Raw genomic sequence first — 18,524 nt, 5'->3', positions numbered from 1 at the left:
TGGGTCCCTGCTCGCGCAGGGATGCCGCCGGTCCCCGCCGCCCTGACCGCAGTGACGAAGGAGTCAGCGCGTGCTCGATCAAGGCGCACCCCCGCAGGACCGCACCACGAACGCTCCACCGTCCCTGGGCGTCGGCGCGCGCCTCATGCGGCGCAAGCCCGTGGAACGCCTGGTCGCGGAGGGCGGCCAGGGTGAGGGAGGGGCCCTGCGCCGTTCCCTCGGACTGTGGCAGCTCACCATGATCAGCATCGGTGCGACTCTCGGCACCGGCATCTTCGTGGTCCTCGGCGAGGCCGTGCCCAAGGCCGGTCCCGCCGTCACCCTGTCCTTCGTGATCGCCGGTCTGACCGCGCTCTTCTCGGCCCTCTCGTACGCCGAGCTGGCGGGTAGCATCCCGGTCGCCGGGTCCTCGTACTCGTATGCATACGCAACCATGGGCGAGCTGATCGCCTGGATCTGCGGCTGGTGCCTGGTCCTGGAGTACGGCGTCTCGGTCGCCGCCGTGGCCGTCGGCTGGGGCGAGTACCTCAACGAACTGCTCGACGGGACCATAGGCGTCACCATCCCGGACGCGCTGTCCGCCCCGCCCGGTGCCGGCGGCATCTTCAACCTGCCCGCGCTGATCGTGGTCCTGCTGGCCATGGCATTTCTGCTGGGCGGCGCGCGGGAGTCCGCCCGCGCCAACACGATCATGGTCTGTGTGAAGATCGCCGCGCTGGTGCTGTTCTGCGCCATCGGCATCCAGGGCTTCAGGTCCGGGAACTACGCGCACTTCATGCCGCTCGGCATGGCGGGCGTGAGCGCCGCCGGTGCCACGCTCTTCTTCTCCTACATCGGCTTCGACGCCGCCTCCACCGCGGGTGAAGAGGCCAAGAACGCCCAGCGCGACCTGCCGCGGGCCATCATGCTGTCGCTCGTGATCGTCACCGCGCTGTACGTGCTCGTCGCCGCCGTCGCCGTCGGTGCCAAGCCCTGGCGGCGGTTCAACGACTCGGAGGCCGCGCTCGCCCAGATCATGCGTGACGTCACCGGCCAGTCCTTCTGGGGCACCCTGCTCGCCGCCTGCGCCGTCATCGCCATCGCGAGCGTCGTGCTGACCGTGCTCTACGGCCAGACCCGCATCCTCTTCGCGATGTCCCGGGACGGGCTGGTGCCCAAGGTGTTCGGCAAGGTCCACCCGAAGACCGGAGCGCCCCGCGCGGGCACGGTCATCGTCTCCCTGTTCTGCGGGGTCCTCGCCGCCGCGATCCCGCTCGGCCAGCTCGCCGACGCCACCAGCATCGGCACCCTCTTCGCCTTCGCCCTGGTCAACATCGCCGTCGTGGTGCTGCGCCGGACCCGGCCGAACATGCCCCGCACCTTCCGGGTGCCGCTCTCCCCGGTCCTGCCCGCCGTGGGCTTCGCGTTCTGCGTCTGGATGATGGGCAGCCTGTCCGCCGTCACCTGGGTGGTCTTCGGGGTCTGGATGGCGGTGGGGCTCGTGTTCTACTTCGGGTACGGCTATCGCCGCTCCCGCCTTGCCACGCGAGCAGAACTCGCAACCCCGGAAGTACTTACGACTCCAGAGAAGTGAACCACCAGCAGTGCTGAACGATCTCGACGAACGCATCGTGCACGCCCTCGCCGAGGACGCCCGCCGCTCCTACGCGGACATCGGGCAGCTCGTCGGCCTGTCCGCGCCCGCCGTGAAGCGGCGCGTGGACCGGCTGCGCGCCACCGGCGCCATCACCGGCTTCACCGTTCGGGTGGACCCGGGGGCGCTCGGCTGGGAGACCGAGGGGTTCGTCGAGATCTACTGCCGGCACAACACCTCGCCGGAGGTCATCCGGCGGGGTCTGGAGCGCTACCAGGAGGTCGTGGCCGCCTCCACGGTCACCGGTGACGCGGACGCGATCGTGCAGGTCTTCGCCTCCGACATGCGCCACTTCGAGCGGGTCCTGGAGCGCATCGCGGGGGAGCCGTTCGTCGAGCGCACCAAGTCCGTGCTGGTGCTGTCGCCGCTGCTGCGCCGCTTCTCGTCGGGATCACCGACATAATCACCGGACGGGATCGCCGCACGGGCCTACCATCGGTGCCATGACCTGGCGACATTGATCCACCAGCCGTGCCTCCCGAGGGCCGCCTCGGACGCCGTACCTCCGGCATCCGATCCATCCCTGCGGGAAGGCCTCATGACACTCTCACCTGCACGCGTGCCCGTCACCGCCGACGTCCGTCGGCTCACGGCCACGCTGTACGGCTACGCGTTCCTCGACGACTTCGTCCTGCTCTACCCGGTGTACGCGCTGCTGTTCAGCGACACCGGTCTGTCCGTCTGGCAGATCTCCTCCCTCTTCGCCCTCTGGTCGATCACGGGCGTGGTTCTGGAGTTGCCCTCCGGTGCCTGGGCCGACGCCGTGTCCCGGCGGCTGCTGCTCTGGCTCGGCCCGCTGCTCACCGCGGCCGGCTTCACCCTGTGGGTGCTCACCCCGTCGTACTGGGCCTTCGCCCTCGGCTTCGTGCTGTGGGGCGCGCGCGGAGCACTCGGCTCCGGCGCGCTGGAGGCCCTGGTGTACGAGGAACTGGAACGGCTCGGTGAGGCCGACCGGTACGCCCGGATCATGGGCCGGGCACGGGCTGCCGGACACGTCGCCGTCATGGCGGCCATGGCGCTGGCCGGACCCGTCTTCGCCTGGGGCGGCTACCCCGCCGTAGGAGCGGCGAGCGTGCTGGCCTGCCTGGCGAGCGCCGCGACGGCGACCCGGTTCCCGGAGGACCGGGCGGTGCCGGAGGCCGACGCGGAGGACTGGTCCACGACCCTGAGGGAGGGGCTCACCGCGGTGCGCCACGACCGGTCCTTGCGCGGAGCGCTCCTGCTCGTCCCGGCGGTGGGGGCCGTGTGGGAGGCGCTCGACGAGTACACGCCCCTGCTGGTGCGGGACACCGGCGTGGCGGAGACGACGGTCCCGTATCTGCTGCTGCTGATCTGGGCGGGAGCGACCGCCGGTGGCCTGCTGGCGGGGCCCTGGGAACGCATGGGCACGGCGGGACTGGCGGCGGTCCTCGCGGTGGCCGCCCTCGCCATGGCCGTGGGCGCCGCGGCCCGTACCCCGGGCGCCCTGGTCCTGCTGGCCCTCGCGTTCGGCGGGTTCCAGCTGGCGACCGTACTGGCCGACGTCCGCCTCCAGCAGCGCATCGACGACACCCGCCGGGCCACCCTGACCTCGGTCGCGGGACTGGGCAGCGACCTCGCCACGGTCGCGGCGTACGGCGGCTACGCGGCGATCGAGACGAGAGCCGCGCACAGCACCGCGTTCGCCCTGTTCGCGGTGCCGTATCTGGTGACGGCGATGCTGCTGGTGCTCAAGTGGCCATTGCGGTCCCGGCAGAGCTTCCCGTAGGTTGTGCGACGTCGTTACCGACGGGTAGCACTGGCGAGTAACTCCGGGGGAGGGAGCATGCGCCGGCTCATCGGACGTCCCAGCACGGTACGGGCCCGGATCGTCGCGCTCGCGTTCGCTCCCGTGCTGGCGCTGCTGGTGCTGTGGAGCTTCGCCATGGTCTCCGTCACCGGGGAGCTGCGCGCGCTCGTCCGGGTGCAGGGCGTCTACGAGGAGTTCGGCACCCCCGTCGACACGGCGATCGGGCAGATCCAGATCGAACGGCGGCTGTCCGCCGCGTACTTGGGCACGGACAGCCGTACGCCGCCCGTCGCCGGCCTGCTGGAACAGCAGCGCCGTACGGACCGGGCCGTGGACGCGATGCGCGAGGCGATCCGGTCCGGGGACCGCGACGAGCTCTCCGACCGGCAGCGGCAGGCGCTGGACGCCATGGTCACGACCGCCGGCCGGCTGGAGGGGCTGCGGGAGCGGGTGCTGTCCCGGGACATCTCCTGGGACCGGGCGGTGAGCGAGTACAGCGCGCTGGTGGAACCCGGCTTCGACGTCGAGTCGACGCTCACCGCCCTGCAGGCCGGGCAGCTCGCGCGGGAGGCCCAGGTCGTCGTCGAGCTGGTCCGGGTACGGGAGTTCGTCTCGCGGGAGGACGCGCTGGTCGCCGGGGCGCGGGCCGCCGGGACCCTGACCGACCGGCAGTACGACACGCTCACGGCGACCGTCGAGGACCGGCGGGTCTTCGAGCGGACGTATGTGCCGGACCTGCCGGGCGACTCGCGGGCGCTGTTCGAGGCGTTCCAGCGGGGGCAACTGCACCGGAAGCTGGTGACGAGCGAGGACGCGCTGCTGCGGGCCGGAGCGGCGGGCGCGGGGAACGCCGTCGCGGCCGACTCCTGGCGTTCCACCACCGACCGGGCGGTCAAGCAGTACATGCGGCTGTGCACCCGGTCCGCCATGAACTCCGCCGCGCGCGGGCGGCAGTTCGCCTACCGGGAGCTGGTCAGGGCCGCCGCGGTCGGAGTGGTCGGACTGGCTGCCGTAGGACTGTCGCTGTGGTTCGCGGTGCGGGGTGCGCGGCGGATCTCGCGACGCCTCGAGACGCTGCGGGATGCCGCCGATCTGCTGGCCACCAGCCAACTGCCCGACGTCATGGCCAGGTTGAGTGCGGGTGAGGACGTGGACGCGGTCACCGAGGCGCCGCCGCTCGCGGACGGGGAGGCGGGTGCCGACGAGATCGGCGACGTGGGGCGGTCCTTCAACGCGGCGCGTCTCGCGGCCGTCGAGGCGGCCGTACAGCAGGCGAACCTGCGCCGTGGGCTCTCCGCGGTGCTGCTCAACATCGCCCGCCGCAACCAGTCGCTCGTGCACCGTCAGCTGAAGCTCGTCGACACGCTGGAGCGGCGCACGGACGACCCGGACGTGCTGGAACAGCTCTTCCGCATCGACCATCTCACCACCCGGATGCGGCGCCACGCCGAGAACCTGATCGTCCTCTCCGGCTCGGCGCCCGGCCGCAGATGGCGGCGCCCGGTGCCCGTCGCCGACGTCGTCGCCTCCGCGGTCGGCGAGATCGAGGCGTACGCCCGGGTCGAGGTGCCGCCGATGCCCGCGGTGGGCGTCGCCGCGGACGCCGTCGCCGACGTCGTCCATCTGATCGCCGAGCTCGTCGAGAACGCCACGGTGTTCTCGCCGCCGGACACCCGCGTGACCATGCGCACCGCACGGGCCGACGGCGGCTTCGTCCTGCAGATCGACGACCGGGGGCTCGGCTTCGACGCCGGGCAGCTGGCGGAGGCGGAACGGACGATCAGGAATCCCGGCGGCTTCGATCCGACCCGGCACGACCGGCTCGGGCTGTACGTCGTGGGACGCCTCGCCGCCCGGCACGGGATCGAGGTGGCGTTCGGCCCGTCGCCGTACGGCGGGACGACGGCGGTGGTGACCCTGCCGGAGGGCGTGCTGGCGGAGGAGGGCGTGGCGGCGCGGGCTGCCCTGCCGTGAGCGACGAGCACTGGTACGAGGACGAGACCGGGGGGATGGTGCGGCCGTACACCGTCACTCGGGGGCGGACCCGGCCGTCCGAACGGCATCGCATCGACCTGATGGCGCAGGTCACTGCCGTGCAGGGGGAGGGGCGGGCCGGTATCGACCATGCCGGTGCTGCCCTGCTGGACCTGGTGCGTCGTCGGTCCCGGCCGGTCGTCGAGCTTGCCGCGGATGCGGATCTGCCGCTGACGGTGGTGCGCGTGCTGTTGGGGGATCTGGCCGAGGCCGGGCTTGTGCGGGTCGATCCGCCGCGGCGCGTGCCTGCGGGCGGGCCCGCGGATGATCCCGCATTGTTGCGGGAGATCATTGAGCGGTTGCGGGAGCTTTAGCGCGGGGCGGGATCGTCGGTTGTCTGCCGGGGCTTCGTGGCTCGTCCCGCCCGCGCGGCGGAGCCGCATATCGGCACAGCCCCGCGCCCCTTCGGGGCGCGCAACGAATCGTCGTCTGGACCGTGGTGTACGCAACGAACTGCTCACCAGCGCGCAACGGGTTCTTCTTGCTGAGCCCGGACCCGCGACCGTACCGTCTAATCAGCCCCCGAACCCCTCCGTACCGCTGAGGAACACGCATGCGTACCGCCCTGCTCCAGAGCTCCGGTCGTCCCGGGTCCGTCGGCGAGAACCTCAAGGTGCTCGACGCGGCTGCCGGGCGTGCCGCTGCCGCGGGTGCCCTGCTGCTGGCCGCGCCGGAGATGTTCCTGACCGGGTACGCGATCGGCGACGACATCGGCCGGCTCGCCGAGTCCGCCGACGGTGAGTCCGCGGACGCGATCGCCGACATCGCCGGGCGGCACGGGCTCGCGATCGCCTACGGGTATCCGGAGCGGGACGGTGAGACCGTCTTCAACTCCGCGCAGATGATCTCCGCCGAGGGCATCCGGCTCGCGAACTACCGCAAGACCCACCTCTTCGGCTGCTTCGAGCGCGACCACTTCACGCCGGGTGAGCAGCCGGTCGTCCAGGCCGAGCTCGGCGGGCTCACCGTCGGCCTCATGATCTGCTACGACGTCGAGTTCCCGGAGAACGTCCGCGCCCACGCCCTGGCCGGCACCGATCTGCTCGTGGTGCCGACGGCCCAGATGCACCCGTTCCAGTTCGTCGCCGAGTCGATGATCCCGGTCCGGGCCTGGGAGAACCAGCTGTACGTCGCGTACGTCAACCGGGTCGGCGAGGAAGGGGAGTTCGACTTCGTCGGGCTCTCCGCGCTGGCCGGTCCCGACGGGGTCGCCCGCGCCCGCGCCGGGCGCGGCGAGGAGCTGGTGTTCGCCGACGCCGACCCCGCCTTCCTCGCCGCCTCCCGTGAGGCGAACCCGTATCTGAAGGACCGCCGGCCCGGTCTCTACGGGTCCCTCGTCTGAACCCCTCACCCCGTACCCGAACTTTCTGTCTTTCCGTGCAAGGAGTCCGTACCCCATGACGTCCACCGTGCCCAACGCCGTCGAGCACGCAGACGAGCAGCAGCTGCCGCCGATCACCATGTTCGGCCCGGACTTCCCGTACGCGTACGACGACTTCCTCGCCCACCCCGCGGGCCTCGGCCAGATACCGGCGACCGAGCACGGCGCCGAGGTCGCGGTCATCGGCGGCGGACTGTCCGGCATCGTGGCCGCCTACGAGCTGATGAAGATGGGCCTCAAGCCGGTCGTGTACGAGGCCGACCGGATCGGCGGGCGCCTGCGGACCGTGGGGTTCGAGGGCTGCGACCCCTCCCTCACCGCCGAGATGGGCGCGATGCGCTTCCCGCCGTCCTCGACGGCCCTGCAGCACTACATCGACCTGGTGGGACTCGAGACCCGGCCCTTCCCCAACCCCCTTGCGGAGGCGACCCCTTCGACCGTCGTCGACCTCAAGGGGGAGTCGCACTACGCCGAGACGGTCGAGGACCTGCCGCAGGTCTACCGCGATGTCGCCGAGGCCTGGAACAGGTGCCTCGAAGAGGGCGCCGACTTCTCCGACATGAACCGCGCCCTGCGCGAGCGTGACGTGCCGCGGATCCGCGAGATCTGGTCGAAGCTGGTCGAGAAGCTCGACAACCAGACCTTCTACGGCTTCCTCTGCGACTCCGAGGCGTTCAAGTCCTTCCGCCACCGCGAGATCTTCGGCCAGGTCGGCTTCGGGACGGGCGGCTGGGACACCGACTTCCCCAACTCCATCCTGGAGATCCTGCGGGTCGTCTACACCGAGGCCGACGACCACCACCGCGGCATCGTCGGCGGCAGCCAGCAGCTCCCGCTGCGGCTCTGGGAACGCGAGCCCGAGAAGATCGTCCACTGGCCGTACGGGACGTCCCTGAAGTCCCTGCACGTGGACGGCGAGCCCCGCCCGGCCGTGACCCGGCTGCACCGCACGGCGGGCAACCGGATCACCGTGACCGACGCGAACGGCGACATCCGCACCTACCGGGCGGCGATCTTCACCGCCCAGTCCTGGATGCTGCTGTCGAAGATCGCCTGCGACGACTCGCTCTTCCCGATCGACCACTGGACGGCCATCGAGCGCACCCACTACATGGAGTCCAGCAAGCTCTTCGTGCCCGTCGACCGGCCCTTCTGGCTCGACAAGGACGAGGAGACCGGCCGGGACGTCATGTCGATGACGCTCACCGACCGCATGACCCGCGGCACCTACCTGCTGGACGACGGCCCGGACAAGCCCGCCGTCATCTGCCTCTCCTACACCTGGTGCGACGACAGCCTGAAGTGGCTGCCGCTGTCCGCGAACGAGCGGATGGAGGTCATGCTGAAGTCGCTCGGCGAGATCTACCCGAAGGTCGACATCAGGAAGCACATCATCGGCAGCCCGGTGACCGTGTCCTGGGAGAACGAGCCCTACTTCATGGGCGCGTTCAAGGCCAACCTGCCCGGCCACTACCGCTACCAGCGGCGCCTGTTCACGCACTTCATGCAGGACCGGCTGCCCGAGGACAAGCGGGGCATCTTCCTCGCCGGCGACGACATCTCCTGGACGGCCGGCTGGGCCGAGGGCGCGATCCAGACCGCGCTGAACGCGGTCTGGGGCGTCATGCACCACTTCGGCGGCGAGACCGACGCGACCAACCCCGGGCCGGGCGACGTGTACGACGAGATCGCGCCGGTCGAGCTGCCGGAGGACTAGGCCCTAGAGACCGGCGGCGCGCACCGACTCGTAGAGCTCGGCGGCCACGTCCTTCAGCTCCTGGGCGTCCCGCGCGCCGCCCTGGAGCTCGAAGAAGAACTCGTCGAGGCCGCTTTCGGCATGGACGGCGAGATCCTCGACGAGCTGGGCGACGCTGCCCTGGAACGGGGAGCGGTCGGCCCCGTCGTAGGCCTTGGGCGTGTACCGGGCGTTGACCCGTACCACCGTCTCGATCGGCGCGGTGCGGCCGCGCTCGGCCGCCAGGTCCTGCAACTGACGCCACTGCGCGGCCAGTTGCCCGGCCCCCATGGCGATCGGCATCCAGCCGTCGGCGCGGTCGACGAGCCGGGTCATCGCCTTCCTGCTGTTGGTGGGCAGCAGGATCGGGATGGGACGGGCGGGCTTGGGGCCGACCACGGCCGAGGCGATCTTGGTGATCCGGCCCTCGTACCTCACCGGGTCCGGGCCCCACACCGCCCGGCAGACGTCGATGATCTCGTCCAGGACCCGGCCCCGCTCCTCGAAGGGCGCCACGCCCGCGGCCGCGTACTCGTCGAGCGACCAGCCGGTGCCGAGGCCCGCCAGCACCCGGCCGCCGCTCGCCGCATCCAGCGTGGCGAGCGACTTGGCCAGCTGGAAGGGGTTGTGCAGCGGGGCCACCAGGATGCTCGTGCCGAGCCGGGCCCGGTCGGTCGCCGCGGCCGCCAGGGTCAGCGTCACCAGCGGGTCCGGCACGCCCCGGTACACATCGGGCCACGGCAGGCCCTCGACGCCGTACAGCCCCTGGGTCGCGGGTTCGGGGAAGAGGGCACGCTCATAGACCCACAGGCTCTGGTAGCCGATCTGTTCGGCGGTGCGTGCCACGTCGGGCACATCGCGTCCGATGTGGTACTGCCGCGCCTGAGGAAGGCTCAGTCCCAGCCGAATGGCCATACGTCCGCTCCTTTGCGTCAGTTCAACACTCAACCTAACTCGGGAGTGGCGTCAGCAGCATGCGTCCCGCGAAGCCCACCGCCGCGTCGAGGCGCTCGGTGAACTCCGCGGCGACCTCGGGCAGTCCGCGCAGCGCCCACAGCGCCCGCGCCGCGGTCCAGGTGGCGTCCCGGGCACGCTCCAGACTCCATGCGCCGAGCAGATGGGTGAGCGGGTCGGCGATCTGGAGGAGGTCGGGGCCCGGCATCAGCTCTTCGCGGATGCGCTCCTCCAGCGAGACGAGGAGGTCGCCCACGCGGTCGAACTCGTCCTCCAGTTCGGCCGGTTCGCAGTCCAACGTACGGCAGCTGTCCACGACGGCGAGCGCCAGGTCGTGGCCGATGTGCGCATTGATGCCCGCCAGCGCGAACTGCAGCGGTCGTACTCCGGGATGACGGCGGAGCTGGAACAGCGGCCGCCAGCAGGCCGGCGGGTGCCGCTCGGCGGTGACCGCGTCGACGGCGGCGAGATAGCGCTCGGCGAACCGTACGTCCAGCGTGGTCGCCGCCCGCGCGTCCGCGAACCGATGGGCGTCGATGCTCCGGTCGACGGCCTCGGTGACGGCGAGGTAGACGCGGTTGAAGACCGCGACACCGTCCCGTTCGGGCAGGGCCGCGTCGAGGGCGCGCATCCGGGAGACGACTGCGTCTACAGAAGTGGTGAACTGTTCCAATTGCGCCATGGGGGAAGGGTCCCAGTCCTAGGCTGACGGGGGTGTCGGCGGGCCCGGCGCTTCCCCAGAACGGGGGAACGGAGTGGGGGGAGCAGCACCGTGTCAGGCTTACGCGCGCAGCGGCTGGCCGCACGCAGGGCCGAACGCAGACGGGCTCACCGGCGCGGCGCCATGGTCGCGGTGGCCTCCGTGGTGGTCGCCGTCGGCACCGCGACCGGCATGATGTCGGCGCTCGACGACGGACGCGGTGCGCAGCAGGCGAAGCCCGAGGTGACCAGTTCGCCGCAGTTCGAGCAGCTGCCCGTGGTGCCCTCCGCGTCGGCCACGGCCGTCAAGTCCGCGTCCCCGACGCCCAGTTCATCCCCGAAGGCCAGTCCGTCGCCCACCAGGACGGAGCAGAAGCGGCAGCCCGCCACGGTGTCCGCCCGCCTCTACCGGCACTCCGACTCGAAGGTGCTCGACTGGGTCCGCGCCCATCCGGACGACCCGCGCACACCGGTCATCGAGTCCCGGATAGCCGACCAGCCGGCCGCCGTGTGGTTCGCCGACTACACGCCGGCGACCATCACCTCCCGCGTCCGCGCGGTCACCTCGGACGCCGCGGCGCAGGGCCGGGTGCCCGTCGTCGTGCCGTACGCGATACCCGGCCGCGACTGCGGGGGCGCCTCCAGGGGCGGGGCGCCCGACCTCGCCGCGTACGACGCCTGGATCGACGGCTTCGCGGCGGGGCTCGGCTCCGGCGAGGTCGTCGTCGTCCTGGAGCCCGACTCCATCGCCCAGTCCGGCTGCCTCTCCGACCGCGCCCGCGCTGACCGGTTCGCCTCACTGGCCCGCGCCGGCCGCGTCCTGAAGGCCGCGGACCCGAAGGCCCGGGTCTACTACGACGCCGGGCACTCCGGCTGGAACCCGGCCGCGCAGCAGGCGGCGCTGCTGAAGAAGGCGGGCGCCGCCTCGGCAGTATCCTCCGACGGGATCTTCAGCAACGTCTCCAACTTCCAGACGACGCCCGACGAGATCGCCTACGACCGTCAGGTCCTCGCCGCCCTCGGCGGTGCCGCGGGCCTGGGCGCCGTCATCGACACCAGCCGCAACGGCAACGGCGCCCCCGCCGACGGCGAGTGGTGCGATCCGGCGGGCCGCAGGATCGGCCGGGCGCCCACGCTCAGCACCGGCGAGGCGCGCATCGACGCCTATCTGTGGGTGAAGCTGCCGGGGGAGTCGGACGGCTGCAAGGGAGCTCCGGGCACGTTCAGCCCGTCGTACGCCTACGACTTGGCCTCGTCGTAGGAGGACGTGCCCTCGCACGCCGAGATCCACGGTGGGGTTTCTCTTTCCCTGTGCATGAAGACGGTCCGGACCATTGTCACGGCCATCTGGCGCCTCTACGCTCGCACGGTCCTTCTCATGAACTGCGTTCACATTCCTGACCCTTCGTTCGATGGATCGGAGTGCTCGATGAGTGGAAGATCCCGTGCCGCCGTCCTGCTGGCCGCGGCGACGACCCTCGCGGCCGTCCTCGTCCCCTCCGCGCAAGCGGCACCCGCCGCTCCCGACACGGCCGTCCTCGACGGCGCCCGGCTGCAACGGACCAAGCTCCGCCTGGACCAGGGCGATCCACAACTCAAGCTTGCTCTGAGGGAGTTGACGGACCGTGCCGACAACTGGCTGACCCAGGGCCCGTGGACGGTCGTCGACAAACCCAGACCGGCACCCGGCGGCGACCGCCACGACTACCTGAGCCAGGCCCCCTACTGGTGGCCCACCCAGGCCCCGACGGCCGACAACCCGTGGGGCTGCCCGTACGTTCAGAGGGACGGACAGCGCAACCCGGAGGTCGACTCCGGCACCGACCGCCAGGACGTAGAGAAGGTCTTCGACTCGACCTACGACCTGTCCCTGGCCTGGTACTACACCGGCAAGCGGGCCTACGCCGAAAAGGCGGCCCAGGTCCTGCGCACCTGGTTCCTCGCCCCGGCCACACGCATGAACCCCAACCTCGACCACGCCCAGTTCATCCCGTGCAAGTACGACGGCCGGGCCATCGGCATCATCGACTTCTCGCAGTCGTACACCAGCGTCGTCGACGCCCTCGCGATCCTCGGCACGGGCGCCCCCGGCTGGACGAAGACCGACCGGACGGGGATGGCGAAGTGGAACGCCGACTTCCTCGACTGGCTGAAGAACAGCACTTTCGGCAAGGAGGAGGGCGCGGCGGCGAACAACCACGGCACCTTCTACGACATGCAGCTCGCCGCCCTCGCCTATGCGACCGGCGACCGGGCGCTGGCCCGGCGAACCGTCCTCGGCGCGCGCACCAGACGCATCGACCCGCAGATCGCCGCCGACGGCAGCCAGCCGCAGGAACTCGCGCGGACGCGTAGCTGGCACTACTCGACCTTCGACCTGGTCGCGTACGCGCGGCTCGCGGCGATCGGCCGGCACGTCGGCGTGAACCTGTGGGCCTATCAAGGCCCGGACGGGCAGGGTCTGTTCAAGGCCGTCGACTATCTCCTGCCCGCGGCGAGCGGCTCCACCGCATGGCCGCACCCGGAGCTGGAGTTCCACCGCTACGCGGCGAGCGACGTCGTGCACGCGGCGGCGGACGCGGGCGACAAGGCGGCACAGCAGGCCGTCCCCCAGCTGGAGACACCGCCCGGCGGCGACCTCTGGGCACTGCGCCCGGCGGCCGAGCAGATGGACTCGATAGCAGGCTGACCAGGGCCTTTCCGGTGACCCTCCCCGCCGGGGCTCCTGAGCGCCCGCTTAGGATGGAGTGTCCCCACCGCTTCGTCCCTTGCTCAGGAGCCCCACCCGTGACCGCCGAAGCCACGATCGCCCCCGCCCTGTCCTACGGTCGGCTGATCCCCGTCACCGTCCACTTCGACGACCTGGACGCCCTCGGACTGCTTCACAACGCCCGCTACCCGCTGATGGTCGAACGGGCCTGGGCCGAGCTGTTCCAGGAGTACGGCTTCAGCTTCGAGGGCGACTGGGCCGCGGCGGGGGACGCCTGCAACGCGGTCAAAGAGCTCCGGATCGGCTACGAGGCCCCGGTCACCCGGCCGGGTGCCTACGCCGTCCACCTCTGGCTGGAACGGCTCGGCACCACCGGACTGACCTACGGCTTCCGGTTCTGCTCCGTGGACGGCTCGGTGACCTATGCGCACGGCATCCGGGTGCTGGTCCGGCTGGACCCGGAGACGATGCGGCCCGCGCCGTGGAGCGAGCGGTTCAGGGCCGCGGGTCGGGAACTGCTGCGCTCGGACGGCTGACCTCCTGGCGGCTGCGGTCGCCGGTGCGCAGGACGCCCGCGAAGGCCGCGAGACCGCACGCCAGGACCGTCACCAGCACGAACGACACCACCAGGCTCGTCGCCTGCGCCACCCCGCCGATCAGGCCGGGTGCGATCAGGCCCGAGGTGTACGTGATGGTCGCGACGCCCGCGATGGCCTGACTCGGGTTCGGGCCGCTGCGACCGGCTGCCGCGAAGCACAGCGGTACGACCACCGCGATGCCGAGTCCGAGCAGCGCGAAACCGCCCATCGCCACGGCCGGATGGCCCGCGACGACGATGAGCAGACCGCCCAGGACCGCCAGCGCGCCGCCCGCCCGCACGGTGCGGACCGCACCGAAGCGGTCGACCACCACGTCGCCCACGAGCCGGGCCACCGCCATGGTCAGCATGAAACCGGTCGTGCACGCTGCGGCGAGGCCCGCCGAGGTGTCGAGTTGGTCGCGCAGATACACCGCCGACCAGTCGAGACTGGCGCCCTCGGCGAAGACCGCGCAGAAGCCGACGGTGCCGATCAGCAGCGCGGACTTCGGAGGCAGTGCGAACCGCGGCGGCGGCTCCTCGTCCTCGGCGGCCTGCACGTCGAGGACCCAGCGGCAGGCCAGCACGCCGAGCAGGGTGAGGGTGGCCGCCGCCAGCGCGAAGTGCAGGCGCGCGTCCGAACCGAGGTGCGCGGCGAGGGTGCCCGCCGCCGAGCCGATCAGCGCACCCGCGCTCCACATGCCGTGCAGGCTCGACATGATCGACCTGTCGAGCAGCCGCTCCACCTCGACACCGAGCGCGTTCATCGCGACGTCGGCCATGCCCGCGCTCGCCCCGTACGTGAACATCGCCAGGCACAGCGTGAGCATGTTCGGCGCGAGCGACGGCAGGACGAGGGACAGCGTCCACAGCGCGATCAGGCCGCGCAGGGCCGTCCGGCTGCCGAAACGGTGACTGATCCGCCCCGCCAGCGGCATGGAACAGGACGCGCCGAACGCGGTGAAGGCGAGGGCGAAGCCGAGCTGTCCCGCACTCAGCGAGGCATGGTCCTGGACCCATGGCACGCGGGTCGCGAACGAACCGGTGACCGCCCCGTGCACGGCGAACACGGCGGCCACGGCGTACCGGCTCCGCCTCACCTCGCGCAGGTCGTAGACCACGTCGCCCATTCTCGGCCCCACCCCTCTCCCACACGGTTCCCAGCGGCGTCGAGTAAACTATCAGGAACCCTGCCTGATAGATAGGGGATTTACGGCCGCCCGAGGGCAGGCTCGCCTCGGGCCGGTCCCGTCGATCTGGAAGGATCCCGGCATGCCCGCTTCCCCCAGCACCGCCCGGGCCATCAACGACCGGCTCGCCCTGCGTCTGCTGCAGCAGGAGGGTCCGTTGACGGCAGGCCAGTTGAAGCAGCTGACCGGCCTGTCCCGGCCCACGGTCGCCGATCTGGTGGAGCGCCTCACGGCCTCCGGCCTGGTCACCGTGGTCGGGGAGGCGGGGGAGCAGCGGCGCGGACCGAACGCGAAGCTGTACGGGATCGTCGCGGACCGTGCGCATCTCGCCGCCCTGGACGTCCGTACCGAGGGCGTGTCCGTGGCCGTCTCCGACCTGCTCGGCCGGGTGCTCGCCGAGGCGTCCCTGCCGATCGGCGGCGACACGGGGACGGGCCCGGCGGTGGAGCAGGCGGTCGCGCTGGTCGAACGCGCGGCGAAGGAGGCCGGCGCCGACCGCCTCCACACCGTCGGAATCGGCGCCCCCGGTCTGATCGACCCGTCGACCGGCGCCCTCCGCAACTCCTCGGGCCTGCCCGAGTGGCACCGCCGCCTGGTCGCCGCGCTCCAGGAGCGCCTCCCGGAGGCCCGGGTCAGCGTGGAGAACGAGACCAACCTCGCGGCACTCGCCGAACAGCGCGACGGCGCCGCCCGGGACCGCGACACCTTCGTCCTGCTGTGGCTCGGCCACGGCACCGGCGCGGCCGTGGTCCTGGACGGCACCCTGCGCCGCGGCACCTCCGGCGGCACCGGGGAGATCGGCTTCCTGCCCGTACCGGGGACCACTGCCCTCCCGTCGGCGACGGACTGCGAGGGGGGCTTCCACTCCCTGGCGGGTTCGGCGGCGATCGCGGACCTGGCACGGCAACACGGGCTGACGACGCAGGGGGCGGGGCATGAGCCTCTTGCTGCGGGGGTGGTGCGGGGGGCGGTTGCGCTGGTTTCCGGGGATGGCGCGGGGGCAGCGCCGTCTGGGCAAGCGCGGGGGAGTGCCGGGGCGGGGGCGCGTGGTGACGGAGCGGGGAGGGGCGGGGCGGCAGCAGCCGGGGGTGCTTTGCGTGGCGGGGAAACCGGGGTGGGTGCGTCTGCGCCTGGGCAAGCGCGAGGGAGTGCCGGGGCGGGGGCGCGTGGTGACGGAGCGGGGAGGGGCGGGGCGGCAGCAGTTGGGGGTGCGTTGCGTGGCGGGGAAACCGGGGTGGGTGCGTGTGCGCCTGGGCAAGCGCGAGGGAGTGCCGCGGCGGGGATGCGTGGTGATGGAGCGGAAAGGGACCGGTCGGTAGCGGCTGGGGATACGCGGGCGGAGTTGCTTGGCGGCGAAGCCCGGGTGGGTGGGGATGCGCCGGAGGGGATTGCTGCGGTGCCGGCACTCGGCGCTGAAGCTTCGGCCGGAGGCGTCGAGCGCGCCGGGGTCACCGGTGACACCAGGGGCGCAGCGCCGACGCCTGACGGCGCACACGTCCCCGATGCCCGGTCCGCCGACCGTTTCCTCGACGCCCTCGCCGATCGGCTGGCCGTCGGTGTCGCGTCCGTGGTGGCGATCCTCGACCCCGGCTGCCTCGTCCTGGGCGGCGAGGTCGGCCAGGCCGGCGGCGACGAGCTCGCCGCCCGCGTGGCCGAACGGGTCCGCCGTATGTCCCCGCTGCCCACCGAGGTCCGGGCGAGCGCCCTCGGCGGCAGTGCCGTACTCCGCGGAGCCCTGCTCACCGCACGCGACGGCGCTCAGGACGAGTTGTTCGCGCCGCCCGGGCGGTAGTGCGCTTCTTGAGCGGTGTGCGGCGGGCTCCGGTGCCGCGAAGGCGGAGGCGTCCGCCGCCGGCGTGCCCTACTCCGCGGAGCCCTGACCACCAGGCGCCGCTCCGTCGTCACGACCGCAGCACACAGGCCGAGCCCGAGCTTCACCCCGCCGAGGTCCCGCAGCAGGTGGAGCAGCCCGCGGCCCCCGCGGAGCCCGGCGCCGGCGGCTCAGCCGCGGCGCCCCGCGAGGTACTCCTCGAACGTCCCCTTGCCGAGGGCGTGTTCCGGCGCGAGGTGTCCACCGCTGCGGAACGCCCGGTACGCCTTGCCCCAGAGCGGCACGTTCAGCACCGCCCGCCGGCGCCCGGTCGCCTTCAGAAAGGCGCGCGCCAGCGACTCGAACGTCCGGACCTCCGGCCCGCCCATGTCCTCGACCCGTCCCGCGGGAGCACCGGCGGCCAGCTCCGCCAGCCGCGCCGCGACCTCCGCCACCTCGACCGGCTGGTCGCTCACCCGCGCAGGCAGCAGCATGACCGGCAGTTTGGCCAGCGCCTTGAACACCATCACGAGCAGGTCGTGGAACTGGGTCGCGCGCAGCACGGTCCAGCCGAGCCCGGACTCCTCGATCTGCTTCTCGACGGCGAACTTGGTCCGGTAGTACGGATACGGCACCCGGTCGACGCCGACGATCGAGATGTAGAGCAGGTGCTCCACCCCGGCCCGCCGCGCCGCCGCGATGAGGTTCCCGGCCGCCTTCTCGTCACCGCCGGTCTGCGTCGTCGCACAGTGCACGATCGTGTCCACGCCCGCGACCGCCGCCTCCAGCCCGGCACCGCCCTCGCGCAGATCGACGGCGTACGGCCGGCTGTGACGGCTGAGCACCCGCACCTCGTGCCCGTCCGCGCGCAGCCGCTCGGTGACGAGCCGGCCAAGGGTTCCGGTGCCGCCGGTCACCAGGATCGTGGTCATGCTGTTCAGTCCCTTCGGACGCCGGGCGCGCCCGGATGGAGCGCCCTACGTCAGCTGAGACCGAGCAGTCGCGTGGAATGTGACAGCCACTAGGCCGCCCGCGTGAGCTGCCGCCGGACGAAGCCCAGCTTGTCCGGGTTCACCACGACCCGGATATGGGCGATCAGACCGTCCCGCACCTCGAACGCCACCATGCCGACCAGCGCGTCGCCCGCCCACGCGGCCAGCCCCGTCTCGCCGTTGACCTCGGCCGCCGTGAAGTCCAGGCCGGCCGCGAACCGCTCGGCGCCGCCCACCGAGAGCCGCGCCACCTTGTCCAGCCCCACGACCGGCCGCCGGGCCGCACTGACCTGGCCGCCACCGTCGCTCGACCAGACCACGTCCGCGGTCAGCAGCTTCTCCAGCCCGGCCAGATCACCGTCCCGGGCCGCCGTGAGGAACGACCTGACGAGTTCCTCCTGCCGCTCGGGCGCGGGCTCGAAACGGGACCGGTCCTCGCCCACGCGCTGCACCGCCCTCCGGTACAGCTGCCGGCAGTTCGCCTCGCTCAGGTCCAGTACGCCGGCGATCTCGCGGTGCCCGTACCCGAAGGCCTCCCGCAGGACGTACACCGCGCGCTCGGTCGGACTGAGCCGCTCCAGCAGGATCAGCATCGCCATCGACACGGCATCGCGCTGCTCGGCCGACTCCAGCGGCCCGAGCGCGCCGTCCGAGGTGATCACGGGCTCCGGCAGCCAGGTTCCGACGTAGTGCTCGCGCCGGGCGCGGGCCGAGGTCAGACGGGTGAGACAGAGGTTGGTGACGACCTTCGCCAGCCAGGCCGCCGGGTACTCGATGCCCGTGCGGTCGGCCCCGCTGAAACGCAGATAGGCGTCCTGCACCGCGTCCTCCGCCTCCTCGGCCGAGCCCAGCATGCGGTAGGCGAGGCCGAACAGCCGCGGGCGGTGCGTCTCGAACTCGTCGGCGATCGCGCTGCTCATGCGCACCACCCTGCCAGAGCCCGTGCGCGGGGGAGCTGAGAGGCCCGGCGGTGGGCAAGGGCCGTCGTCACCACCGCCGGACCGGTCCGTGAAGATCCGGAAAGGACTAGACCAAAGCGTC

General features: G+C 72.0%; 16 protein-coding genes and 1 pseudogene. 12 read left to right on the top strand and 5 right to left on the bottom strand.

Annotation, left to right across the window (positions count from 1 at the left end; all coding sequences use genetic code 11):
* The first annotated feature begins 70 nt into the window (after positions 1-70).
* From ACFY1E_RS13495 to ACFY1E_RS13465, 7 genes are all read left to right on the top strand, one after another.
* A complete protein-coding gene (locus ACFY1E_RS13495; RefSeq protein WP_389075082.1) occupies positions 71-1,573 on the top strand; it encodes an amino acid permease in 1,503 nt (500 codons plus the stop codon).
* A gap of 10 nt (positions 1,574-1,583) precedes the next feature.
* Positions 1,584-2,036 (top strand): Lrp/AsnC family transcriptional regulator, encoded by a 453-nt coding sequence (locus ACFY1E_RS13490; RefSeq protein ID WP_030946804.1) that lies wholly within the window; start codon positions 1,584-1,586, stop codon positions 2,034-2,036.
* 135 nt (positions 2,037-2,171) lie between these two features.
* Complete coding sequence (locus ACFY1E_RS13485; protein ID WP_389075078.1) at positions 2,172-3,380, top strand: MFS transporter; 1,209 nt, start codon at positions 2,172-2,174, stop codon at positions 3,378-3,380.
* A gap of 57 nt (positions 3,381-3,437) precedes the next feature.
* Positions 3,438-5,375 carry a nitrate- and nitrite sensing domain-containing protein gene (locus ACFY1E_RS13480; protein WP_389075076.1) on the top strand — a complete coding sequence of 646 codons (1,938 nt, stop codon included), beginning with the start codon at positions 3,438-3,440 and terminating at the stop codon, positions 5,373-5,375.
* A 35-nt stretch (positions 5,376-5,410) separates the two neighbouring features.
* A complete protein-coding gene (locus ACFY1E_RS13475) occupies positions 5,411-5,749 on the top strand; it encodes a DUF742 domain-containing protein (protein WP_389076012.1) in 339 nt (112 codons plus the stop codon).
* 239 nt (positions 5,750-5,988) lie between these two features.
* Complete coding sequence (locus tag ACFY1E_RS13470; RefSeq protein ID WP_389075074.1) at positions 5,989-6,777, top strand: carbon-nitrogen hydrolase family protein; 789 nt, start codon at positions 5,989-5,991, stop codon at positions 6,775-6,777.
* Between the two features lie 55 nt (positions 6,778-6,832).
* Positions 6,833-8,533 carry a flavin monoamine oxidase family protein gene (locus ACFY1E_RS13465; RefSeq protein ID WP_389075071.1) on the top strand — a complete coding sequence of 567 codons (1,701 nt, stop codon included), beginning with the start codon at positions 6,833-6,835 and terminating at the stop codon, positions 8,531-8,533.
* A gap of 3 nt (positions 8,534-8,536) precedes the next feature.
* Here ACFY1E_RS13465 and ACFY1E_RS13460 read toward each other — a convergent pair whose 3' ends face one another.
* Entirely contained in the window at positions 8,537-9,466 is a 930-nt protein-coding gene (locus ACFY1E_RS13460) for an LLM class F420-dependent oxidoreductase (protein WP_389075069.1), read from the bottom strand.
* A 34-nt stretch (positions 9,467-9,500) separates the two neighbouring features.
* Complete coding sequence (locus tag ACFY1E_RS13455; protein ID WP_351466717.1) at positions 9,501-10,187, bottom strand: DUF5995 family protein; 687 nt, start codon at positions 10,185-10,187, stop codon at positions 9,501-9,503.
* 162 nt (positions 10,188-10,349) lie between these two features.
* Here ACFY1E_RS13455 and ACFY1E_RS13450 point away from each other — a divergent pair, with 162 nt between their 5' ends.
* The 3 genes from ACFY1E_RS13450 to ACFY1E_RS13440 all read left to right on the top strand — a co-directional run bounded on the left by ACFY1E_RS13450 (position 10,350) and on the right by ACFY1E_RS13440 (position 13,450).
* Positions 10,350-11,465 carry a glycoside hydrolase family 6 protein gene (locus tag ACFY1E_RS13450; protein ID WP_389076010.1) on the top strand — a complete coding sequence of 372 codons (1,116 nt, stop codon included), beginning with the start codon at positions 10,350-10,352 and terminating at the stop codon, positions 11,463-11,465.
* Between the two features lie 168 nt (positions 11,466-11,633).
* Entirely contained in the window at positions 11,634-12,893 is a 1,260-nt protein-coding gene (locus ACFY1E_RS13445; protein ID WP_389075065.1) for an alginate lyase family protein, read from the top strand.
* Between the two features lie 98 nt (positions 12,894-12,991).
* Positions 12,992-13,450 carry an acyl-CoA thioesterase gene (locus ACFY1E_RS13440; RefSeq protein WP_389075063.1) on the top strand — a complete coding sequence of 153 codons (459 nt, stop codon included), beginning with the start codon at positions 12,992-12,994 and terminating at the stop codon, positions 13,448-13,450.
* Here the strand turns inward: ACFY1E_RS13440 and ACFY1E_RS13435 are convergent.
* On the bottom strand, positions 13,410-14,621 hold the full coding sequence (locus ACFY1E_RS13435; protein WP_389075061.1) for an MFS transporter: 1,212 nt from the start codon (positions 14,619-14,621) through the stop codon (positions 13,410-13,412). The genes ACFY1E_RS13440 and ACFY1E_RS13435 overlap by 41 nt on opposite strands.
* A 142-nt stretch (positions 14,622-14,763) precedes the next feature.
* Between ACFY1E_RS13435 and ACFY1E_RS13430 the strand changes: the two are divergent.
* Both ACFY1E_RS13430 and ACFY1E_RS13425 read left to right on the top strand, forming a co-directional pair.
* Positions 14,764-15,657, top strand: a pseudogene (locus ACFY1E_RS13430) (ROK family transcriptional regulator); the annotation flags it as partial.
* A gap of 306 nt (positions 15,658-15,963) precedes the next feature.
* Positions 15,964-16,473 (top strand): ROK family protein, encoded by a 510-nt coding sequence (locus ACFY1E_RS13425; RefSeq protein WP_389076009.1) that lies wholly within the window; start codon positions 15,964-15,966, stop codon positions 16,471-16,473.
* A 209-nt stretch (positions 16,474-16,682) separates the two neighbouring features.
* On the opposite strand, the gene ACFY1E_RS13420 is transcribed toward ACFY1E_RS13425, so the two are convergent.
* Together ACFY1E_RS13420 and ACFY1E_RS13415 are read right to left on the bottom strand one after the other, a co-directional pair.
* Entirely contained in the window at positions 16,683-17,423 is a 741-nt protein-coding gene (locus tag ACFY1E_RS13420; RefSeq protein WP_389075059.1) for an SDR family oxidoreductase, read from the bottom strand.
* Positions 17,424-17,512: 89 nt separating this feature from the next.
* On the bottom strand, positions 17,513-18,403 hold the full coding sequence (locus ACFY1E_RS13415) for an RNA polymerase sigma-70 factor (RefSeq protein WP_389075057.1): 891 nt from the start codon (positions 18,401-18,403) through the stop codon (positions 17,513-17,515).
* Positions 18,404-18,524 lie beyond the last annotated feature (121 nt).

This window comes from Streptomyces sp. NPDC001604, from assembly GCF_042893475.1.
Classification (GTDB): Bacteria; Actinomycetota; Actinomycetes; order Streptomycetales; family Streptomycetaceae; genus Streptomyces.
This window is presented reverse-complemented; position numbering and strand designations above follow the sequence as displayed.